Genomic DNA, 21091 nt, shown 5'->3' on the forward strand with positions numbered 1-21091 from the left:
TCACGAGTGCGAGCGCAGCAGCGTCCGCATCGTCCGCATCGCCACCGACAGGTTGGCGAGGTCGAACTCGTCGGAGCCGCGGATCTCCACCAGGGTGGTGCGAGCGCGGGAGAGCAGGGCGGCGTTCTTCTGCTCCCACAGCTCGAAGCGCTGCTCCGGCGTGGCGGTGCCGTCGCCGACGGCCAGGACGTCCGCCGTCAGCGCGGCGTGCGCCGCGTACAGGTCCTCGCGGATCGCCGCACGGGCCATCGACTGCCAGCGGTCGTTGCGCGGCAGTTCGATGATGCGGTCCATGAGCTGGGTGATGCCCAGCCGGTCGGCGAGGTCGTAGTAGACGTCGGCGACGTCCAGCGGCTCCTTGCCCGTGCGGTCGGCCACCGAGACGATGTCGAGCGCCGGGAAGGCGGAGGAGAATCCGGCCACGCGGGTGGCCAGCTCGTCCGGGACCCCGGCGGCGGACAGCTCGTCGAACACGTGCTGGTACCAGTCCTGGTCCGCGCCGCGCAGCAGCTTCGGCAGCTGCTGCCAGACCTGCTCGACCCGCTCGGCGAAGAACTCCACCGTCTCGGCGAGCTGCAGCGGCTGCGGCCGGTTGTTCAGCAGCCAGCGCGTGCCGCGCTCGACCAGGCGGCGCGAGTGCAGCCGGATGCGGGTCTGGACGGCTGCCTCGACCTTGTTGTCCAGCTCCTCGACCGCGTCCCACACCGGCGCCGAGCAGAAGATCGCGCGGGCCGCGGTCTGGGCGCGGACGATCTCCTCGAGCGAGGCCCCGGTCTCCTCGCGCAGCCGGTGCAGGTACGTCGTACCGCCCGTGTTGACCGTGTCGTTGACCAGCACGGTCGTGGTGATCTCGCGGTGCAGCGGGTGGCTGTCGATGCCGTCCGGGAACCGCTCGCGCAGCGCCGTCGGGAAGTAGGCGTGCAGCAGGGTGCGCAGGTACGGGTCGTCGGGCAGCGAGGTGTGCAGCAGTTCCTCGGCGACCGTGATCTTCGTGTACGCCAGCAGCACGGCCGTCTCCGGGCCGGTCAGGCCCTGGCCCTGGGTGAGGCGCTCGCGGATCTGGCGGTCGGTGGGCAGGAACTCCAGCGCCCGGTCGAGGTGCCCCTCGCGGACCAGGTGGCGGATGAACCGCTGCTGCGCGTGCAGCATGTCCTTGGACTGGGCGAGGGCGTTGGCGATCGCCGTGTTCTGCGCGTAGTTGTTGCGCAGCACCAGCGTGCCGACCTCGTCGGTCATCTCGGCGAGCAGCTTGTTGCGCTGCTTGACGGTCATGTCGCCGTCGGCGACCAGTCCGTTCAACAGGATCTTGATGTTCACCTCGTGGTCGGAGGTGTCCACGCCGGCGCTGTTGTCGATCGCGTCGGTGTTGATCCGCCCGCCCTGCAGGGCGAACTCGATGCGGCCGAGCTGGGTCAGGCCCAGGTTGCCGCCCTCGCCCACGACCTTGACGCGCAGGTCGCTGCCGTCGACGCGAATGGCGTCGTTGGCCTTGTCGCCGACGTCGGCGTTCGACTCGGCCGACGACTTCACGTACGTGCCGATGCCGCCGTTCCACAGCAGGTCGACCGGGCTGTGCAGGATCGCCTTCATCAGGTCGGCCGGGGTCATCTTGGAGACCTTCTCCTCGATGCCCAGGGCCTGGCGGATGTGCGCGTTGAGCGTGATCGCCTTGGCGGTGCGCGGGAAGATCCCGCCGCCCGCGGACAGCAGCTGGGTGTCGTAGTCGGCCCAGCTCGAGCGGGGCAGCTCGAACAGGCGGCGGCGCTCGGCGTAGGAGGTGGCCGCGTCCGGGTTCGGGTCGATGAAGATGTGCCGGTGGTCGAAGGCCGCGACCAGGCGGATGTGCTCGGACAGCAGCATGCCGTTGCCGAACACGTCACCGGACATGTCGCCGATACCGACGACCGTGAAGTCCTCGCTCTGGGTGTCCACGCCCAGCTCGCGGAAGTGCCGCTTCACGGACTCCCAGGCGCCGCGCGCGGTGATGCCCATGCCCTTGTGGTCGTAACCGGCCGAGCCGCCGGAGGCGAAGGCGTCGCCGAGCCAGAAGCTGTACTTGCCGGCGACCTCGTTGGCGATGTCCGAGAAGGTGGCCGTGCCCTTGTCGGCCGCGACCACCAGGTAGGTGTCGTCGCCGTCGTGCCGTACGACGTCCTGCGGCGGGACGACCTCGCCGGCCACCATGTTGTCGGTGATGTCGAGCAGCGCCGAGATGAACGTCTTGTAGCTGGCGATGCCCTCGGCCAGCCACGCGTCCCGGTCCACGCTCGGGTCCGGGAGCTGCTTGGCGACGAAGCCGCCCTTGGCTCCGACCGGCACGATGACGGTGTTCTTCACCATCTGCGCCTTGACCAGGCCGAGGATCTCGGTGCGGAAGTCCTCACGGCGGTCGGACCAGCGCAGGCCGCCGCGGGCGACCTTGCCGAAGCGCAGGTGCACGCCCTCGACCCGCGGCGAGTACACCCAGATCTCGTACGCCGGGCGCGGCGCCGGCAGGTCCGGGATGGCCTGCGGGTCGAACTTCATGGAGACGTAGTCGTGCGGCTCGCCGCCGTGCGCCGCCTGGAAGAAGTTAGTGCGCAGGGTGGCCTTGATGACGGTCAGGAAGGACCGCAGGATGCGGTCCTCGTCGAGGCTCGCCACCTGGTCCAGGGCCGCGTCCAGCTCCTCCAGCAGCGCGTCGGTGATCTCCGATCCGGCCTTCTGCCGGTCCGGGGACATCCGCGCCTCGAACAGGGAGACGAGCAGCCGGGTGGTGTGGACGTTGTCGCGGAGGGTGTCCTCCATGTAGTCCTGGCTGAAGGTGGAGCCGGCCTGCCGCAGGTACTTCGCGTACGCGCGCAGCACCATGGCCTGCCGCCAGGTCAGCCCGGCGCTCAGCACGAGGGCGTTGAACCCGTCGTTCTCCGCCTTGCCCGTCCAGGTGGCGGCGAAGGCCTCCTGGATGCGCTCGCGGGCGTCGTCGCCGAAGTGGTCGGTGCCGGCCGGCGACTTGGGCATGCGCAGGCCGAAGTCGTAGATCCAGGCGGTGGTGCGGTCGGCGCAGCGCAGCTCGTACGGCCGCTCGTCCACGACCTCGACGCCGAGCCGCTGGAGCACCGGCAGCACCGCGGACAGGGAGACCGAGCCGCCCTTGCGGTAGATCTTGAAGCGGCGCTCGTCGGGGGCGGCGCCGACCGGCTCGTACAGGCTGAGGGAGAAGTTGTGGCCCTTCTCCTCGCTGAGCCGCTCCAGGTGGACCAGGTCGGCGACCGCGGCGCGCGGGCTGTGGTCGGCCTTGTAGCCCTCGGTGAAGGCGTTGGTGTAGCGGCGCAGCAGCTCGGCGGCGCGCTCCTCGCCCAGCTCGGCGGTGAGCGCCTCGGCGAACGCGTCCGCCCAGGAGCGGGCGGCCTCGACCAGCCGGGCCTCGATGCGCTCCTTGTCCGCGTCCGAGAGCTGGGGCAGCTCGGTGCCCGCGGGGACGCGGACGACGAAGTGCAGCCGGGACAGGATCGACTCGGTGTTCCAGGCGGTGAAGTCGACGCTGATGCCGCCGAGCTCCTCCTTCAGGATGTCGATGATCCGCAGCCGGACGCCGGTGGTGTAGCGGTCGCGCGGGAGGTAGACGAGGGCCGAGTAGTAGCGGCCGTACTCGTCCTGCCGCAGGTACAGCCGCAGGCGGCGGCGCTCCTGCAGGTACAGGACGCTCGTCGCGATGGACTGCAGTTCCGCCACCGGGGTCTGGAACAGCTCGTCGCGCGGGTAGGTCTCCAGGATCTGGAGCAGGTCGCGGCCGTCGTGGCTCTCCGGCGAGAAGCCGGCGCGCTGCAGGACCTCGGCGACCTTGCGCCGGATGACCGGGACCCGGCGGACCGACTCGGTGTAGGCGGCGGAGGAGAACAGGCCGAGGAAGCGGCGCTCGCCGACCACGTTGCCGTCCGCGTCGAACTTCTTGACGCCGATGTAGTCCAGGTACGACGGCCGGTGCACGGTCGCACGGCTGTTGGCCTTGGTCAGCACCAGCAGCTTGTGCTCGCGGGCCTTGGCGCGGGCGTCCGCGGGCAGCCGCTCGAAGGAGGGGCTGACCGGGTGCTGGTCGTCCTCGGAGTGGTGCGGGTCGGCGCGCAGTATGCCGAGACCGGTGCCGGGCACGGCGGCCAGGCAGTCGTCGCCGCGCAGCTCGTACTCGCGGAAGCCGAGGAAGGTGAAGTGGTCGGCGGAGAGCCAGCGCAGCAGCTCGCGGGCCTCCTCGGCCTCGGCGCCCGGCAGGTCACCGGGCAGCGGCTCGCTCTCCAGGCCGTCGGCGATCCGGCCGGCCGCGTCGCGCATCTTCTCCCAGTCCTCGACGGCCTCGCGGACGTCGGACAGGACGCGCAGCAGGTCGGCGGTGATCTGCTTCAGGTCGGCGCGGTCGGTCTCCCGGTCGATCTCGACGTGGATCCAGGACTCGATGTGCGCGTCGTGCGGGAGGTCGTCGGTGGGCGAGGTCGGCAGGACCTCGATCAGCTTGCCGGTGAGGTCGCGGCGGACGACGAACTGCGGGTGGATGACGACGTGGATGCCGCGGCCCTGACGGGTCAGCTCGTTGGTGACCGAGTCGACGAGGAAGGGCATGTCGTCGGTGACGACCTCCACGACGGTGTGGCTGCAGGTCCAGCCGTTCTCCTCCACCGTCGGCGTGTGCACCCGGACGTTGGCGGTGCCCTGCGGCCGGTTCTCGGCGAGCCGGTAGTGCGAGACCGCGGCGCCGAAGACGTCGACCGGGTCGCGGTCGGTGAGGTCTTCCGGGGCGGTGTGCAGGTAGTAGCGCTGGAGGAACGCGTGCACGGCTTCGCTGTCGGGCATGCCGACGGTGCCCTCGCCCGTCGCCGTCGTCCCGGTCGGTAGGTGCCCCCCGACCGGACTGTTCTCAGCTACCCGGGCCGCCCGTTCGAGCAGCTCGGCCTTGGCTTCGTCCAGCTTGGTCTGCATTGTCCTCTGGCTCCTGTCGCGCGCCGTTGCGTGACGTAGAAGGAAATACGGTCTCTTTCCCTCCGGCTCGACGCCACGGCCCGGGGTGTCCGGTCCGATCCGACGCTATGCCGCGAGGTGAGAAGAGCGGGGGGTATTCGGCCATTTTCGACACGCCCACCGGATGTGACGCCGCTCTCGGCGCCGCCGGTTCGTAGGCCGCCGTCGGCGCCCCGGGGGCTTCGGCGCCCCCGCCCCGTCCGCGAAGACCAGCGACCGCCGCCCGGCCACGGAGGTGCTCCGTGCAACCCGGGCGCGGGGCAGGGGCAGCGTCGCCCCCGCGAGTTATCGCGCTGATCACGCCACAAGGCTATCGCTCCTTCCCCGGGGGTCGTCATGAGCCGTATGTGTACAAAACCGAGGGGTGAAGTTTGACGTTCTGCACAGGGGTGGGCCGAGGACGGGTGACGTATCCGGCGGCGGGGCCTGACACGGGCACGGGTCCGGCGGATGCCTGCCGGGGGTACCGGCTCGCGTCACGGTGCGGTGGGCCGCACCCTGAAAACGACGGGCCCTCTTGGCAAGCGCGCCGTCTGCGGGCACGTTGCCCAGGACAGCGCCCGTCCCCGTGCAGTGGGGGCCGTGCCCCGGGAGGAGCCGACATGTCCGCGAAGATCCTCGTCGTCACCGGCGACGCAGCGGAGTCCCTGGAAGTCCTCTACCCGTACCAGCGCCTGCGCGAGGAGGGCTACGACGTCCACATCGCGGCCCCCACCCGCAAGACGCTCCGGTTCGTCGTCCACGACTTCGAGCCCGGCTTCGACACCTACACCGAGAAACCCGGCTACACCTGGCCCGCCGACCTCGCCTTCGCCGAGGTCGACCCCGGTCAGTACGCGGCCCTGGTCATCCCCGGCGGCCGTGCCCCGGAGTACCTGCGCAACGACCCGGAACTGCGCAAGATCCTCAAGGCGTTCTTCGACGCGGACAAGCCGGTCGCGCAGATCTGCCACGGGCCCCTGCTCACCGCCGCCGTCGACAGCCTCAGCGGCCGCAGGGTCACCGCCTATCCCGCCCTGGAACTCGACATGCAGGCCGCCGGGGCGCACTTCGAGGACACCGAGACGGTGGTCGACGGCACCCTGGTCTCGGCCCGCGCCTGGCCGGACCACCCGACCTGGATGCGGGAGTTCCTCGCCGTGCTGAGGACCAAGGCCCCGGTGACGTGACGGCCCGCCCCGCGGCAGCGCGGGGCGCCCCCCCGGCTCCGCCCGGGCCGCGCTCAGGCCGCTATTCGATGCGCCTCGGCGACCGCCTCGGCCAGCGTGTCCACCACCGGGACCCCGGCTTCCTCCAGGCTGGCCCTGCTGTGCGATCCGCCGGTGTAGAGCACGGCCCGCGCTCCCACGTGCCGCGCGGCCACCGCGTCGTCCGCCGCGTCGCCGATCACCACGGTTCGCGTGGGCCGCACCCCGGTCAGCGCCCGCAGGTGCCGCTCCATGTGCTCGGCCTTGCTGCCGCCGGACGGTCCCGTGCGCCCGTCGACCCGCAGGAAGTGCGCCTCGATGCCCAGGCCCCGCACCAGCGGCACCAGTTCCTCGTGGCCGTACATGCTCAGCAGCGACTGGCTGTTCCCGCCGGACCGCCAGCCGGCCAGCAGCTCGGCCGCCCCCTCGGTCAGGCCGCAGCGCACCCGGTGCTCCGTGTAGTACCGGTGGAAGACGCCGTCCATCAGCTCCCACTCGGCGTCCGTGGGCAGCCGCCCGAGCAGCCGCTCGTAGAACTTCGGCACCGGCACGCAGTACAGCGCCCGGTACTGCTCCAGCGTGATCGGCGCCAGCCCCAGCTCGGCGAAGGCCGCGTTCGTCGCCCCGATGATCGCGTCATTGTCGTGGAAGAGGGTTCCGTTCCAGTCCCAGACGATGTGCGCGCTTGCATGCATCCCCATGTGCAAGACCGTACCCGCCCCCACTGACAATGGGGACGGGCCGGGCACGGACGGCGGGGCCGAGGCCCGGGCGAGCCGGGCGTCGCACGGCGGAGGCCGGCTTTCGCAAACAGGCCCCTAGGCGCGGTCCACCAGCCCGGGGATCTCCTGGGTCGCGTACCAGAGCAGCTCGTGGTCCTCGGCGCCGTCCACGACGAACTGCGCGTCGTCGTCCCCGCTGTCGGCCGCCTCGAGCGCCGCCGCGGCCGCCGTCACGTCCTCCTCCGCGTCACCCGCGTCGACGTGCACCGCGGCCGCCTTGGCCAGCGGCACGGGACCGGTCACCGTCACCTCGCCCAGTGCGGCCGGATCCAGCCCCCGGTCGGGGTCCGCCGCGGCGGCGCCGTCGGCCACGTCGACGGCGACCACGACCCGGCGCCGTTCGGCGTCCGGATCGGCCGCCAGCAGCCGCAGCGAGGCAAGCGCGGCCCGGCTGAGCGCCGCGTACTCCAGCTCCTCGATGTCGTCGGAGACGTACCACTCTCGCAGCGCGGGCGTGACGCCGTACGCCACGAAGTGGTCGCTCCCCAGCTCACCCGTCTTGTGCGCCTCGGCGAGCCCGGGGAGGGTCAGGGGGACGTAGACGCGCATGGCTGGCCGCTCTTTCCTGGTCACCGACGGGCCTTCAGGATACGTGCGTCCGTCCCCTTTCGAGTTCCCGTCCACACCCCCGACGGCGTCCACCCGGCACCCCGCGCCTCACCCGGTCCCACCGCCTGTCCCCGGGGATTTCGGGAGTCCTCACCACTCGGATAGGTGAACTTACGCGGCCCCCGCCACGCACCCCGCCTTCCTTGCGGCGTCGGCCTCTGCCCCCGTACAAGGTCCACACCAGCGAGTTACCGCCCGGTACGCTCCGGGCCCGCAGAACGGGGACACCCATGAACAAGGTCATGAGCCGAGGCACCGCCCAGCCCCGCCCGCGCCACCGCCCTCCGACCCGCCACGACTCCCGCCGCCCGGGCGGCGCGCCGCCCCGCAACCCGGTCCGGGGCCGGGCCGCCACGGCGCCGGTGACGGCCGTGGCGCAGCCCCGCCCCACCGACCTCTTCGCCGACCGCCTGCTGGCCGTCCTCAGCGGCCAGCGGCCCGTGCACTGGATGCTCCGGCACACCGCGGGACGCGCCTACGACGAGCTCGCCCGCCTGGCCGAACGGGGACCTCTGCGCACCCGCGGCACCCGTCCCGTCGTCCGCGACATCGGCTACTACGTCCCGCGCACCGGCGCCCTGGAGGTCTTCGCCCGCATCGCCGCAGGCAACCACCTCCGCGCCATGGCCTTCCGCCTGGAGCAGGGCCCGGACCACCGCTGGCGCTGCACAGCGGTGGAACTCGGCCCCCGGCCCCGCACCGCCCCGAGGGACTGACCCGCCGCTCAGCCACGCCTGCCACGCCTGCCTACGCGCGGGCGGTGGGGCCCCACCTCCCGACGAACCCCGGACACCCAAGACCAAGGGGCCAGGCTCCCGAAGGAACCTGGCCCCTAAGCCACCGGCTGAAGCCCCGCGGGGAGCCCCTACTTCTTGCGACGCCGCCCGCCCTTGGCCTGCCGACGCCGCTCCGCCCGCGTCAGCCCGTCGGACTCGGAACGAACGGGCTCGTCGTCCTCGAGGTCCCGCTCCAGGATGCCGCCCTCACCGTCCACGGTCGGCGCGGAGAAGTGCAGTTCCCGCCGCTGCGGAACGTCCAGGCCCTTGGCCCTGATCTCCGGACGCGCGCCCGCCTGCGCCGGCACATGGTCCTGGACACCGTCCGCGACCGGCTCGGCCGCCTCGACCGGCACCTCCTCGACCTGCTGCTCGACCTGGACCTCCAGGTTGAACAGGTAGCCGACGGACTCCTCCTTGATGCCCTCCATCATCGCGGTGAACATGTCGAAGCCCTCGCGCTGGTACTCGACCAGCGGGTCCTTCTGGGCCATCGCGCGCAGGCCGATGCCCTCCTGGAGGTAGTCCATCTCGTAGAGGTGCTCACGCCACTTGCGGTCCAGGACCGACAGCACGACCCGCCGCTCCAGCTCACGCATGATCTCGGAGCCGAGCTGCGCCTCGCGGGAGGCGTACTGCTCGTGGATGTCGTCCTTGATGGACTCGGAGATGAACTCGGCGGTCAGACCGGCCCGGTCACCGGCCGCGTCCTCCAGCTCCTCGACGGTGATCTTCACCGGGTAGAGCTGCTTGAAGGCGCCCCACAGGCGGTCCAGGTCCCAGTCCTCGGGGAAGCCCTCGGCGGTCTCCGCGGCTACGTAGGCGTCGATCGTGTCGTCCATGAAGTGCTGGACCTGCTCCTGCAGGTCCTCGCCCTCCAGGACGCGGCGGCGCTCGCCGTAGATGACCTCGCGCTGCCGGTTGAGCACCTCGTCGTACTTCAGGACGTTCTTGCGGGTCTCGAAGTTCTGCTGCTCGACCTGCGACTGCGCGGACGCGATCGCGCGGGTGACCATCTTGTTCTCGATCGGCACGTCGTCCGGCACGTTCGCCATCGACATCACGCGCTCGACCATCTGCGCCTTGAACAGCCGCATCAGGTCGTCACCCAGGGAGAGGTAGAAGCGGGACTCGCCGGGGTCGCCCTGCCGGCCGGAACGGCCGCGCAGCTGGTTGTCGATGCGGCGCGACTCGTGCCGCTCGGTGCCCAGCACGTAGAGGCCGCCGAGCTCCTCGACCTCTTCCTTCTCCGCCTTGACCGCCTGCCCGGCCTTCTCCAGGGCGGCGGGCAGGGCGTGCGCCCACTCCTCGATGTGCTCCTCGGGGTCGAGGCCGCGCTGCCGCAGCTCCGCCTCGGCGAGGTCCTCCGGGTTGCCGCCGAGCTTGATGTCCGTACCACGGCCGGCCATGTTGGTGGCCACGGTCACGGCGCCCCTGCGGCCCGCCTGCGCCACGATCGACGCCTCACGCTCGTGGTGCTTGGCGTTCAGCACCTCGTGCTGGATGCCGCGCTTGCTGAGCTGCTGGGACAGGTACTCCGACTTCTCGACCGACGTCGTGCCGACGAGGATCGGCTGGCCCTTCTCGTGCTTCTCGGCGATGTCGTCGACGACCGCCTCGAACTTGGCCACCTCGGTGCGGTAGATCAGGTCCGACTGGTCCTGGCGGATCATCGGCTTGTTGGTCGGGATCGGGACGACGCCGAGCTTGTAGATCTGGTGGAACTCGGCGGCCTCGGTCATCGCCGTACCGGTCATGCCGGAGAGCTTGTTGTAGAGGCGGAAGAAGTTCTGCAGGGTGATCGTGGCGAGCGTCTGGTTCTCGTCCTTGATGTCCACCCCTTCCTTCGCCTCGATCGCCTGGTGCATGCCCTCGTTGTAGCGGCGGCCGGCGAGGATACGGCCGGTGTGCTCGTCGACGATCATGACCTCGCCGTCGATGACGACGTAGTCCTTGTCCTTCTTGAAGAGTTCCTTGGCCTTGATGGCGTTGTTCAGGTAGCCCACGAGCGGGGTGTTCACCGACTCGTAGAGGTTGTCGATGCCCAGCCAGTCCTCGACCTTGCTGACACCGGACTCGTGGATGGCGACCGTGCGCTTCTTCTCGTCGACGTCGTAGTCGCCGGTCTCCTCCAGGCCCTTGAGCGGGTTCCCGGCCTCGCCGCGCTTGAGGCGCAGGACGAGCTTGGCGAAGTCGCCGTACCACTTGGTGGCCTGGTCGGCCGGGCCGGAGATGATCAGCGGCGTACGGGCCTCGTCGACGAGGATGGAGTCGACCTCGTCGACGATGGCGAAGTTGTGGCCGCGCTGGACGAGTTCGTCCTTGGACCACGCCATGTTGTCGCGCAGGTAGTCGAAGCCGAACTCGTTGTTCGTGCCGTAGGTGATGTCGCACGCGTACTGCTCGCGGCGCTGGGCCGGCGTCATGTTGGCGAGGATGCAGCCGACACTGAGACCGAGGAACTTGTGGACGCGGCCCATCATCTCGGAGTCGCGATCGGCCAGGTAGTCGTTGACCGTGATGAGGTGGACGCCGTCACCGGACAGCGCGTTCAGGTACGCGGGCAGCGTGCCGACGAGGGTCTTGCCCTCACCGGTCTTCATCTCCGCCACGTAACCGAGGTGGAGCGCGGCGCCGCCCATCAGCTGCACGTCGTAGTGCCGCTGGCCGAGGACGCGCTTGGCCGCCTCGCGGACGGTGGCGAACGCCTCCGGGAGGAGGTCGTCCAGGCTCTCACCATCGGCGTACCGCTGCTTGTACTCCTCGGTGAGGCCACGCAGCTCGGCGTCGGAGAGGTCGACGAAGTCCTCTTCGATGGAGTTGACCTGGTCCGCGATGCGGTGCAGCTTGCGCAGGATCTTGCCTTCGCCTGCACGCATGATCTTCGAGAGGACGGACACGGGGGCTGGTCTCCTTGCCGGTCGGGCCTGGGACGGTCGGTTTTCCTTCTGACGTACTGAGCAACGGCCATGGTATGCGAGGACCCGGCCGCGCCGGGAGGCCTGGCGACGCCACGGCTGCTTCACCGTGGACAACGGACGGCCACTGCGGATAGTGCCGCATGGCGGCAGGGATTTGCGCGAAATGCGACCGTCCGCTCACACAGGGTCAAAAACCCTGGCGTGGCGCGGGCGCTCCGCACAGAATCTGCTGATGGAACCCGTCACGCTCACCACCGACCGTCTCCTGCTGCGCACGGTCGGTCCCGACGACACCGAGGCGGTGTACCGGGCCGCACAGGATCCGGTCATGCAGCGCTGGATCTCCCAGTTCCCCTCCCCCTATCTGCGCGAGCACGCCGAGGCCTTCACCGGGCAGATGGTGCCCGACGGATGGGCCGGCGACTCCACGTACACCTTCGGCCTCTTCCTCCGCGGAGAGGCGCCGGGCGGAGAGGGACCGGGCGGAGCGGAACTGGCGGGCATGCTCGGCATCACGATGCGCGCGCTGGGCGTCGGCGAGGTCGGTTTCTGGGCCGTCGAGGAGCACCGCGGCCGCGGCTACGTCGGCGAGGCCACGCTGGCCGCCGCCCACTGGGCCTTCACCGCCCTGTCCGTCGACCGCCTGGAGTGGCGCGCGGAGGTCGGCAACGTCGCCTCGCGCGCGGTCGCCGAGCGCGCCGGGTTCACCGTCGAGGGCACCCTGCGCTCGGGCGTCAACAACAAGGGGGTGCGCCGCGACTGCTGGGTGGGCTCCCTGCTCCCCTCGGACCTCGGCCTGCCGTCGACGGCGCCCTACCTGCCCGCGCGCAGCTGACCGCTCCCCGGTGAGACCGCGGTCAGTGCCCCGTTGTCAGTGCCGGCCTCTATCGTCCGACCCATGACGACCCTTCCGCGTCCCACCACCACGCTCACCGCGGACGACGCCCGCCGTATCGCCCTGCGGGCCCAGGGCTTCCTCGGCGCGCCCGACCGGCGGGCCGGCGTCCGCGGGGTGCTCCGCCACCTCGGCGCGGTCCAGCTCGACACCATCTCGGTGCTCGCCCGTTCGCACGAGCTGATCCCCTACGCGCGGCTGGGCGCGGTCGGCCGCAGAACCGTCGAGGCCGCCTACTGGAAGACACCGGCGCAGGGCACGTCCGCGGCGCCCCACGCCTTCGAGTACTGGTCGCACGCCGCGTGCATCCTCCCCGTCGAGGAGTGGCCCCACTTCGCGTTCCGCCGGCGCGCCTACCGCGACCGCCCGCACTGGAACCACCAGCTTCCCGACGGGGTCTACGACCAGGTCATCAAGCAGCTCCGCACGGAAGGCCCGCTCACCGCCACCGAGCTGGGCGGCGCCAAGAGGACCAGCGACTGGTGGGACTGGTCCGGCACCAAGGTCGCCGTCGAGCGCGCCCTGATGTACGGCGAGGTGGTGTGCGTCGAGCGCCGCGGCTGGAAGCGGGTGTACGACCTGGCCGAGCGGGCGATCCCGGACGCGCTGCTGCACGACGAACTGGACGACACCGAGTGCGTGCGCCGTCTGGTCCGGCTGGCGGGGGAGGCCCTGGGCGTGGGCACGCGCGCGGACATCGCGGACTACCACCGTCTCAAGGGCGAGCAGGTCGAGGCGGTGATCGCCGACTCGGGTCTGGTGCCGGTGGAGGTGGCGGGCTGGTCCAAGCCGGCCTGGGCGGATCCGGCCGCGCTCGCCGCGCCGCCGCGCGGCCGGCACCGCACCACCCTGCTCTCCCCGTTCGACTCACTGGTCTGGGAGCGGGCGCGCACGGAGCGGATCTTCGGCTTCACCCACCGCCTCGAGGCCTACGTGCCCAAGCAGAAGCGGGTGCACGGCTACTTCGCGATGCCGGTACTGGCGGGCGGCCGGCTGGTCGGCCGCGTCGACCCGGCCCGCGAGGGGCGCACGCTGGTGGCCCGGCAGGTCACCCTGAACGGCGCGAAGGCGGTCCCGGCGGTGGCCCAGGCGCTGGTCGAGGCGGCGACCTGGGTGGACTGCACGGACGTCCGGGTGGAGCGCGTGGACGCGCCCGAGCTGCGCGAGCCTCTGGCCAGGGAACTCGCGGTTCTGCTCGGCTGAGTCCGGCTAGCGGATCTCGAGGATCTTCTCCCGCATCGCGTAGACCACCGCTTCCATCCGGGAGTGCAGCTGCAGCTTCTCCAGGATGTTGCGCACGTGGTTCTTCACCGTGTTCTCGGAGATGAACAGCTCCTTGGCGATGTCCCGGTTGTTCATCCCGGTGGCGACGAGCTTGAGGACCTCGAGTTCACGATCGGTCAGCCGCGGCGCCGGCACCAGCCGGCGCTCGTCGGTGCGCTGGATCATCGACTTGAACTCGGTGAGGAGCTTCGAGGCCATCGACGGGCTGATCTGCGACTGCCCGTCGGCCACCGCGCGGATGGCGGTGGCGACCTCGTCCGTCGAGATCTCCTTGAGGAGGTATCCGGTGGCGCCGGCCTTGATCGCCTCGTAGAGGTCGGCCTCCTCGTCGCTGATCGTCAGCATGATGATCTTCGCGCTGGGGGCGACCTCCTTGATGGAGGTGCAGGCCTCGATCCCGCCGCGCTTGGGCATCCGCACGTCCATCAGCACGATGTCGGGCAGCAGGTCAGCGGCCTTGTCGACGGCCTCGGCGCCGTCGCCCGCCTCGCCGACGACCTGGATGTCCTCCTCGGCCGCGAGCACGATCTCCAGGCCGCGGCGGAAGAGGGCGTGATCGTCCACCACCAGGACTCTGATCGGCTCCTTGCGTGGCGCGTCCGTGTCCTGGTCCGTTCCGATGACAGCGTCGCGGGCGTCCGCGCCTCGCATCGGTCCGAAGGTGTCCGCCATCGTTCCTCCCCCTGAAGGCTGTGGCCTGTGGTCCTGTGCCATCGCCAACCCAAGGCAGCGGCCCACCGGTTGGGCCGGTGCGGCCATGATTCCATGCCCGGACGCCACGGAGGTGACGAGCGGGGCGCCAAGTGGGCGCACACGGGTGCCCCTGGGGGCGCACACGCGCTTCCAGGGGCACCGGCTCAGCGTGGGCCGGGTGGATCAGCCACCCAGCGTGCCGCCCGCCGCGGGCGGTTGCGCCTCAGTCACCATCGGGTCGGTGCTCAGGTGGATGACGCCGTAGTCATAGGCGTGTCGCCGGTAGACGACGCTCGGCTCCTTCGTCTCGGAGTCGACGAACAAATAGAAGTCGTGGCCGACCAGTTCCATCTCGTAGAGAGCCTGGTCGAGGCTCATCGCGGAAGCGACGTGGGTCTTCTCGCGGACGACGAGGGGGCCTTCGCCCTTCACCTCGAGCGAGCCGATCTTCTTGGTCGGCACTCCCTCCGTGTCTTCCTCATGAACGGGCATTCCGTTGCCGTTGAGCGTCGCGGCGCCGGGGACGTGGTCGGCGACCTCGGCCGCCGGGATCCGGCGTGCGCCACGGCGCGAGAACCGCTTGTCATGCTGCTTGCGCAGCCGCGCGTCCAGTTTCTCCGCCGCCAGATCGAGTGCCGCATACGGGTCCCTGGCCGCTGCCTCCGCCCGGATCACCGGGCCACGGGAGCGGAGGGTGATCTCCACTCGGTCGCAACGGTCGGCCTGACGAGGGTTGGGCTCCTTGGACACCTCGACGTCGAGGCTGATCACCTTGCCATCGAGCTTCTGGATCTTCTCCAGCTTCAGCTTCTCGGCCACGTGCTTGCGGAACCGCTCGGGCACCTCGGTCTTGCGGCCCTTGACGACGATGTCCACGCAGAACTCCGTTCCCGGATCGCTCCGCTCCGTCGGCGGAGCATCTCCCTTTTGCACCAGGTCCCGGTGAGCACCGGAACCTCGGACTCGGTGACTTCCACCTCCTCCTCCCCCAAGGGCGAGATCTCCACCCCACCGGCGCGGGTGATTGTGGAAAACCCGCTGCACGGCATTCCGATTGAAGAGGTGTGGCCTGCGCCTTTCCTCACAACCGAACATATCTCGCCCGGGCGGATGTCGTCACCCTCTACTTCGGCGTACCTCCGTTCAGGTGAATTAACCCCGTTACTACCTGCAACGATGCAGCTTCTCGGTCAGTTCCTGGTCTTTTCGAAAGAATCCGGGGGAGCGGCGATCACGGCCGCGCGGAGCGTCTCTCCAGCGGCGTTCCGTGCCGTATTTTCCGGTGCACCATGCACCCACTGCCCCTTCTCCGGTCGTGCCCCGATCCGTCGTTCCTCCCTACCTTCCCGGGTTGCGGCAACGTACACAGCGGTTGCGCCATCACGGTGGCTCACGGCCACCTCCCGCAGGGCCCGCGCCGCCTCCGCGAGGCTGGCACCGGTCGTGATCAGGTCGTCGACGAGCACCACCCTGCCCCCGGCCAGCAGTCGCGCCCCGCCCGCCGTCACCTCCAGCGCGCCCGCGAGGTTCACGAGGCGCCGGCGCGCGTCGAGTCCCGCCTGGTCCGCCACCGCCCGCCGCTGCCGCAGTACGGCGGCGACCCGGGCCGGTGTCCCGGTCCGCCGCAGCTCACCGGCCGCCGCGAGCGCCATCCGCCGTACCGGATCGTGCCCGCGCGCCCGCACCGCCCAGCGGGCGGAGGGCACCGGCACCAGCAGCACCGTCGCCTGCCCGCGCCGTACCGCCGGCCCGTCCGCGGGGCCGCCCGGTCCGAGACCCGCGCGCACGCTCCCGGCCAGGGCCGCGCCCAGGACCCCGGCCAGCGCGAGCGCGCCCCGCTCCTTGTGGGCGAGGAGCAGCTCCCGTACCGCTCCCCCGTAGGCGGCCGCCGCGTGCACCGCCGGCAGTCCTGGCGGCTCCGGCAGCGGCCGCACCCGGCCTGGCACGGTTCGCCGCAGAGCCGTTCGGCAGCGCCCGCACAGCGCTGTACGAGGTGCCCCGCAGCCCGCGCAGTCGGCCGGCAGCACCAGGTCGGTCAGGTCCCGCCACCACCCCCGCATGCGCACCACTGTGCCGGGGTCCGAGATGGTCCGCCACCCCTGTGGACGACGCGCTGTGGACAACCCGGGCTCAGCCCGGGTAGACCGGCGCCGTCCCGTCCTTGTCCACCTTCTGCCACTGCGCCCCGGCCGGCAGCCGTACGACGCCGTCGTCCTCCGAGTAGGCCACCAGCGGCACCCGCTCGTCCTCGGACGCGGCGATCGCCTTCACACCGGACAGGGCGGCCGGCGCCGGACCGTCCAGGGTCGAGCCGTCGACCTGCACGTACCGCATCTGGTGGACACCGCCCTGTTCGAGGCCGACGGCGACCAGCCGGCTGTCCCCGGCCCAGGACATGGCGGTGACCTGCTCCAGATCGGGCGCGGCGGACCGCAGCTCGACGACCGCGGGACGTTCCCCGGAGTCCTCGTCGCGCGCGATCCGGCCGATGAGCAGCGACTGCTTGCCGTCCTTCTCCACAACAAGCGCGACCCGCACGCCGTCGGCGGCCACCCGCACGTCCCGGATGCGGCCGGGCAGCTCGGGGACGGTGACCCGGACGGGTTTGCCGACGCCCTGCTCCATGACGAGCAGCTTCGGGTCCCGCGGATCGCGGTCGGCCACCCAAAGGTCGCCGCCGGCGTCCCAGCTCGGCGTCGTGAGCCGGTCCTCCGGGTTCACGCCCAGACTGCTGACCACCGGGTTCCCGAGCGAGCCGTCCGGCTCCAGCGAGGCCACGTACAGGTTCCTGCCGTCCGCGTCGACCCCGGCGACGGTGTGCTCGTCCCGGGAGACGGCCACCGACCGCAGTTGCCGCTCGCCGCGGCCCAGCGGGCCCGGCACCGGGACGGCGCTGGTGCCGGTGCCGGTGGCCCCGGTCGGCAGCCGCACCAGGCGGTGCTTGCCGTCGAGGAAGTACAGATTGTCGGGGCGCTGGGCCGAGGCGTGCCAGGCGGCCGTCTCGGCCCCCTCCTCGTTCAGGTCGCACAGCCGGCGCCCGCCCGGTCCCTGGAGCTCGACCGACTCCAGCGTCGGCGTCAGGTTCCGCAGCGTGAAGAGCAGCTGGGTCGCCATCTCCGTGCACCGGTCGGACCCGACCCGGGCCGCCTTGGCGTTGAGCGGCACCGTCAGGTTGTTCCGGTCGTCCGGCGCGAGCCCCGACACGCCCTTCCGCAGGGCCGTACCGGTCGGGAAGCTGGACCTGACCACCGGCCCGAGCCAGCTCGTGGGACCGGTCAGCAGGGACCGGACCACCTGGGTCACCGGGTCCACCTTGCTGCGGATGAACACCGGGTCGGCGACCGCGACCGGCTCCCCCGTCGTCCGGACCGTCGTGTGCGAGGCGAAGTAGTACTTGCTGACCGACGTGTAGTTGCGCTGGAAGTCCGTCTTGCCCATGACGACGCCCTGGGGCAAGGAGTCGATGCGCCACTGTCCGCTCTTGGCGTCCTTGGCGAGGTGCACCCGGTTGCGGTAGGCCCCGTCGGCGGGCGCATAGGCCTGCTGTGCGTCCACGGTGGCGACCCGGGTGCCCGCGAGGACGTAGGTGAGCGTGTCGGCCGCCTCCCGGCCGGCCGGCTGGTGGTCGGGGACGACGCTCGGCCCGTTCGCGAGGACCGTGGCCGACCGCTCCGGCCGCCAGGTGCGCGCGGCGTCGGCGGTCAGATACTTGCGCGCGGTGTCGTACTCGGGATCGTCGCTGGTCAGCGCCTCGAGGAAGCCCTGCATGATCTCGCTGGGCTCGGCGTCCTCGGCGGGCGGCATGGCGAACACGCGCACGCCGGTGTCCTGCCGCGGTGTGGACTCGACATCCCTCAGATCCCCGCTGTCGGGCATCGACGCGCATCCGGACAGCAGAACGGCCCCGCAGACTGCGTAGGCCACCGCGCGCCCCGGCCGGTACCGGGCGCCCCCCTCGCGGTCATCGCCCACGAAATGCCTCCCCTGGCTCGGTCGTGTCCTCGGATCCGGTCCGATCGGCACGGCCCGCGTCTGTGTCGGTCGCCTGCCGCGCGCCCTGCTGCCCTTCCTCGGGGCGCCGGGCGCCGCCGGCCTGGCGGGGCACCACGCGCGCGCCGTTGCCCGGCAGCGCGCTCGGGTCGACGGCGGGCGTCACCGCGGTCAGCCGCGAGGCGCTCGCGGGCAGCGGCGGCCGCCGGTCGCCGCCCGGCTGCACCGGAACGGTCGCCCGCTTCTCGTCGCCGCCGCGGGACAGGCCGGCGTCGTCGAGCCCCCGGTTGCGCCGCGAGTCCTTGGGCTCCAGCGGTATCGGCGAGCCGCGCAGGGGCTCGTCCGCGGTGCGCGGCAGGGTCAGCCGGAACTGGGAACCGCCGCCCGGCTCGCCCCAGGCCTGCAGCCAGCCCCCGTGCAGCCGGGCGTCCTCGAGGGCGATCGACAGGCCGAGGCCGGTACCGCCGGTGGTACGCGCGCGTGCCGGGTCGGCCCGCCAGAAGCGGCTGAAGACCCGGGTCGCCTCGCCGGGCTTGAGGCCCACGCCGTAGTCGCGCACAGCGACGGCGACCGCGCCGCCGGCGGCGGCGAGCCTGACGACGACGTCCTTGCCCTCGCCGTGCTCGACGGCGTTGACGACGAGGTTGCGCAGCACGCGCTCCACGCGCCGGGCGTCGGCCTCGGCGACGACGGGCTGCTGGTCGCCGGCCACGCGGATGCGGGTGCCCTTGCGCTCGGCGAGCGGCTCGGCGCCGCCGACCACCCGCCGCACCACCTCCCGCAGGTCTATCGGCTCGGCCTCGAGCGACGCCGCGCCCGCGTCGAAGCGGCTGATCTCCAGCAGGTCGGCGAGCAGCGACTCGAACCGGTCGAGCTGGTCGGCGAGCAGCTCGGCCGACCGGGCGGTCACCGGGTCGAACTCCTGGCGCGCCTCGTGGATGACGTCGGCGGCCATCCGCACGGTCGTCAGCGGTGTGCGCAGCTCGTGCGAGACGTCGGAGACGAACCGCCGCTGCATCCGCGACAGGTCCTCCATCTGCTGGATCTTCACCTGCAGGTTCTGCGCCATCTTGTTGAAGGCCTCGCCCAGGCGGGCGATGTCGTCCTCGCCGGTGACCTTCATCCGCTCCTGCAGCCGCCCGGCGGACAGCCGCTCCGCGATCCCCGCGGCCATCCGCACCGGCGTGACCACCTGCCGCACCACCAGCCAGGCGATGGCCCCGAGGAGTACGACGACGAAGAGTCCCGCGGTCGCGAGCGTGCCCTTGACCAGGCTCAGGGACTTCTCCTCCTGCGTGAGCGGGAAGAGGTAGTACAGCTCGTACGGGTTGCCGTTGGGGTCGTTGACCTGCTTGCCGATGACCAGCGCCGGCTGGGACTCCTTGGCGTTGGAGTAGACGATCCGGGTGTAGCTCTGGGCGGCCGTCGTGCTGCTGTTGACGCGGTCGCGCAGGTCGACGGGCACGCTGGAGGACGGGTTCACGTACCCGGAGCCGCGCGGGCTGCGCCCGCCCCCGCTGTCGTCGCCGACGGGCAGCGTCACGACGTCGAAGGCGCCGGCGCCGCCGCTGGACAGCGACTCGACGAGGTCGCTCATCCACTGGATGACGTTCTGCGACTGGCGTCCGTCGGCGGTGTCGGTGTCGTCGCCGGACACCGGGGCCGTGCCCGTGCCGCCGGCGGCCTCGTCCGCCTTCTGCTTGGCCACCGCGAAACCGCCGGTGGCCTGGCTCTGCGAGGCCTTGACCTTCGCGTCCAGCAGGCCGTTGCGCACCTGCCCGATGACGACGAAGCCCAGCAGCAGCACGACGCCAAGGGACATCAGCAGGGTCGTTGCGACGACCCGGAGCTGGATGTTGCGCCGCCACAGCCGCATGACCGGCAGCAGCGGGCGTCGCACCCAGCGCATGAACAGACGCAGCACCGGGCTGCCCTGGACCCCGCCCTGCAGCAGCCCGCCCTCGAAGAGGCGTCCCCAGCGCGAACCCGCCGTCTTCCGGCCGACAGGCCGCTCGGGACGGCCCCCGGACCGGCCGGGGGCCGAAGCGGCACTGTCCCCGGACATGTCAGCTCGGTCCGGCCTTGTAGCCGACACCACGGACGGTCACCACGATCTCCGGCCGCTCCGGGTCCTTCTCGACCTTGGAACGCAGTCGCTGGACGTGCACGTTGACGAGCCGCGTGTCCGCGGCGTGCCGGTAGCCCCACACCTGCTCGAGCAGCACCTCGCGGGTGAACACCTGCCAGGGCTTGCGGGCGAGCGCGACCAGCAGGTCGAACTCCAGCGGGGTCAGCGCGATCGACTGCCCGTCCCGCTTCACCGAGTGCCCGGCCACGTCGATCACCAGGTCGCCGATGGTGAGCTGCTCGGGCGCCGGCTCCTCCGACCTCCGCAGCCGCGCCCGGATACGGGCCACCAGCTCCTTCGGCTTGAACGGCTTCACGATGTAGTCGTCGGCGCCCGACTCCAGACCCACGACCACGTCGACGGTGTCGCTCTTGGCCGTGAGCATGACGATCGGCACCCCGGACTCCGCCCGGATCAGGCGGCAGACCTCGATGCCGTCCCGGCCGGGCAGCATCAGGTCGAGCAGCACCAGGTCGGGCTTCGACTCACGGAAAGCGGCCAGCGCCTTGTCGCCGTCGGCTACGAAAGACGGCTCAAAACCTTCACCACGCAGCACGATGCCGAGCATCTCGGCCAGTGCGGTGTCGTCGTCGACGACAAGGACTCGTCCCTTCATAAACGACATCATCCCATTCTCGTAACGACGACAGAGGCGCAGGTGAGGCAGCTCACTGGCCCGTGACGATAGTCGCACCGCACCGTCACTGTCTGCCCCGGGGTCGCCCGACCCGTCGATCATGCCGCAACCGGACCGCCCGTCGCCTCCTCGGACCGGCGGCTCCTGAGCGGCCCCGGCGGGATCCAGTAGCGCCGCACCACGCGCCTGGGGCCGGCCCA

General features: G+C 71.3%; 14 protein-coding genes. 4 read left to right on the forward strand and 10 right to left on the reverse strand.

Annotated features, from left to right (window positions below):
- Positions 1-4950, reverse strand: a complete 4950-nt coding sequence (locus ACFQ9Z_RS25700; RefSeq protein ID WP_383023022.1) for an NAD-glutamate dehydrogenase — start codon at positions 4948-4950, stop codon at positions 1-3.
- A 641-nt stretch (positions 4951-5591) separates the two neighbouring features.
- Here ACFQ9Z_RS25700 and ACFQ9Z_RS25705 point away from each other — a divergent pair.
- On the forward strand, positions 5592-6158 hold the full coding sequence (locus ACFQ9Z_RS25705) for a DJ-1/PfpI family protein (protein ID WP_143638321.1): 567 nt from the start codon (positions 5592-5594) through the stop codon (positions 6156-6158).
- A 53-nt stretch (positions 6159-6211) separates the two neighbouring features.
- Here ACFQ9Z_RS25705 and ACFQ9Z_RS25710 read toward each other — a convergent pair whose 3' ends face one another.
- On the reverse strand, positions 6212-6877 hold the full coding sequence (locus tag ACFQ9Z_RS25710; RefSeq protein ID WP_383023025.1) for an HAD family hydrolase: 666 nt from the start codon (positions 6875-6877) through the stop codon (positions 6212-6214).
- A 117-nt stretch (positions 6878-6994) separates the two neighbouring features.
- Entirely contained in the window at positions 6995-7507 is a 513-nt protein-coding gene (locus ACFQ9Z_RS25715) for a DUF6912 family protein (RefSeq protein ID WP_383023027.1), read from the reverse strand.
- Between the two features lie 290 nt (positions 7508-7797).
- Between ACFQ9Z_RS25715 and ACFQ9Z_RS25720 the strand changes: the two genes are divergently transcribed.
- Positions 7798-8283, forward strand: coding sequence for an Rv3235 family protein (locus tag ACFQ9Z_RS25720; protein WP_383023029.1), 486 nt, complete (start codon positions 7798-7800; stop codon positions 8281-8283).
- A 149-nt stretch (positions 8284-8432) separates the two neighbouring features.
- Here the strand turns inward: ACFQ9Z_RS25720 and secA are convergent, their stop codons facing one another.
- Positions 8433-11243 carry a preprotein translocase subunit SecA gene (gene secA, locus ACFQ9Z_RS25725; RefSeq protein ID WP_383023032.1) on the reverse strand — a complete coding sequence of 937 codons (2811 nt, stop codon included), beginning with the start codon at positions 11241-11243 and terminating at the stop codon, positions 8433-8435.
- A gap of 253 nt (positions 11244-11496) precedes the next feature.
- On the opposite strand from secA, the gene ACFQ9Z_RS25730 reads away from it, so the two are divergent.
- Both ACFQ9Z_RS25730 and ACFQ9Z_RS25735 read left to right on the forward strand, forming a co-directional pair.
- On the forward strand, positions 11497-12099 hold the full coding sequence (locus ACFQ9Z_RS25730; RefSeq protein WP_383023036.1) for a GNAT family N-acetyltransferase: 603 nt from the start codon (positions 11497-11499) through the stop codon (positions 12097-12099).
- A gap of 63 nt (positions 12100-12162) precedes the next feature.
- Complete coding sequence (locus ACFQ9Z_RS25735; protein WP_383023038.1) at positions 12163-13362, forward strand: winged helix-turn-helix domain-containing protein; 1200 nt, start codon at positions 12163-12165, stop codon at positions 13360-13362.
- Between the two features lie 6 nt (positions 13363-13368).
- On the opposite strand, the gene ACFQ9Z_RS25740 is transcribed toward ACFQ9Z_RS25735, so the two are convergent.
- The 6 genes from ACFQ9Z_RS25740 to mtrA form a co-directional block, all read right to left on the reverse strand.
- The gene (locus ACFQ9Z_RS25740) at positions 13369-14115 is read right to left on the reverse strand and encodes a response regulator transcription factor (protein ID WP_143638304.1); all 747 of its coding nucleotides are present in this window, start codon (positions 14113-14115) and stop codon (positions 13369-13371) included.
- Between the two features lie 204 nt (positions 14116-14319).
- Positions 14320-15012 carry a ribosome hibernation-promoting factor, HPF/YfiA family gene (hpf, locus tag ACFQ9Z_RS25745; RefSeq protein WP_383023042.1) on the reverse strand — a complete coding sequence of 231 codons (693 nt, stop codon included), beginning with the start codon at positions 15010-15012 and terminating at the stop codon, positions 14320-14322.
- 314 nt (positions 15013-15326) lie between these two features.
- Positions 15327-16196, reverse strand: coding sequence for a ComF family protein (locus ACFQ9Z_RS25750; RefSeq protein ID WP_383023045.1), 870 nt, complete (start codon positions 16194-16196; stop codon positions 15327-15329).
- Between the two features lie 70 nt (positions 16197-16266).
- Entirely contained in the window at positions 16267-18108 is a 1842-nt protein-coding gene (locus tag ACFQ9Z_RS25755) for an LpqB family beta-propeller domain-containing protein (protein ID WP_383023048.1), read from the reverse strand.
- Complete coding sequence (gene mtrB / locus ACFQ9Z_RS25760) at positions 18098-20191, reverse strand: MtrAB system histidine kinase MtrB (protein ID WP_383023050.1); 2094 nt, start codon at positions 20189-20191, stop codon at positions 18098-18100. The genes ACFQ9Z_RS25755 and mtrB overlap by 11 nt, the downstream gene beginning before the upstream one ends.
- Before the next feature lies 1 nt (position 20192).
- Entirely contained in the window at positions 20193-20882 is a 690-nt protein-coding gene (gene mtrA, locus ACFQ9Z_RS25765) for a two-component system response regulator MtrA (protein ID WP_187279108.1), read from the reverse strand.
- Positions 20883-21091 lie beyond the last annotated feature (209 nt).

It is taken from the genome of Streptomyces sp. NPDC056580, from assembly GCF_042793175.1.
Classification (GTDB): domain Bacteria; phylum Actinomycetota; class Actinomycetes; order Streptomycetales; family Streptomycetaceae; genus Streptomyces.

What these genes read in the sequence shown, in the direction of transcription:
- mtrA (WP_187279108.1), bottom strand. Translation starts at nt 20,882, where the DNA reads ATGATGTCGTTTATGAAGGGACGAGTCCTTGTCGTCGACGACGACACC.
- ACFQ9Z_RS25730 (WP_383023036.1), top strand. Translation starts at nt 11,497, where the DNA reads ATGGAACCCGTCACGCTCACCACCGACCGTCTCCTGCTGCGCACGGTC.
- ACFQ9Z_RS25740 (WP_143638304.1), bottom strand. Translation starts at nt 14,115, where the DNA reads ATGGCGGACACCTTCGGACCGATGCGAGGCGCGGACGCCCGCGACGCT.
- mtrB (WP_383023050.1), bottom strand. Translation starts at nt 20,191, where the DNA reads ATGTCCGGGGACAGTGCCGCTTCGGCCCCCGGCCGGTCCGGGGGCCGT.
- ACFQ9Z_RS25700 (WP_383023022.1), bottom strand. Translation starts at nt 4,950, where the DNA reads ATGCAGACCAAGCTGGACGAAGCCAAGGCCGAGCTGCTCGAACGGGCG.
- ACFQ9Z_RS25705 (WP_143638321.1), top strand. Translation starts at nt 5,592, where the DNA reads ATGTCCGCGAAGATCCTCGTCGTCACCGGCGACGCAGCGGAGTCCCTG.
- ACFQ9Z_RS25735 (WP_383023038.1), top strand. Translation starts at nt 12,163, where the DNA reads ATGACGACCCTTCCGCGTCCCACCACCACGCTCACCGCGGACGACGCC.
- ACFQ9Z_RS25750 (WP_383023045.1), bottom strand. Translation starts at nt 16,196, where the DNA reads ATGCGGGGGTGGTGGCGGGACCTGACCGACCTGGTGCTGCCGGCCGAC.
- ACFQ9Z_RS25720 (WP_383023029.1), top strand. Translation starts at nt 7,798, where the DNA reads ATGAACAAGGTCATGAGCCGAGGCACCGCCCAGCCCCGCCCGCGCCAC.
- ACFQ9Z_RS25715 (WP_383023027.1), bottom strand. Translation starts at nt 7,507, where the DNA reads ATGCGCGTCTACGTCCCCCTGACCCTCCCCGGGCTCGCCGAGGCGCAC.
- ACFQ9Z_RS25710 (WP_383023025.1), bottom strand. Translation starts at nt 6,877, where the DNA reads ATGGGGATGCATGCAAGCGCGCACATCGTCTGGGACTGGAACGGAACC.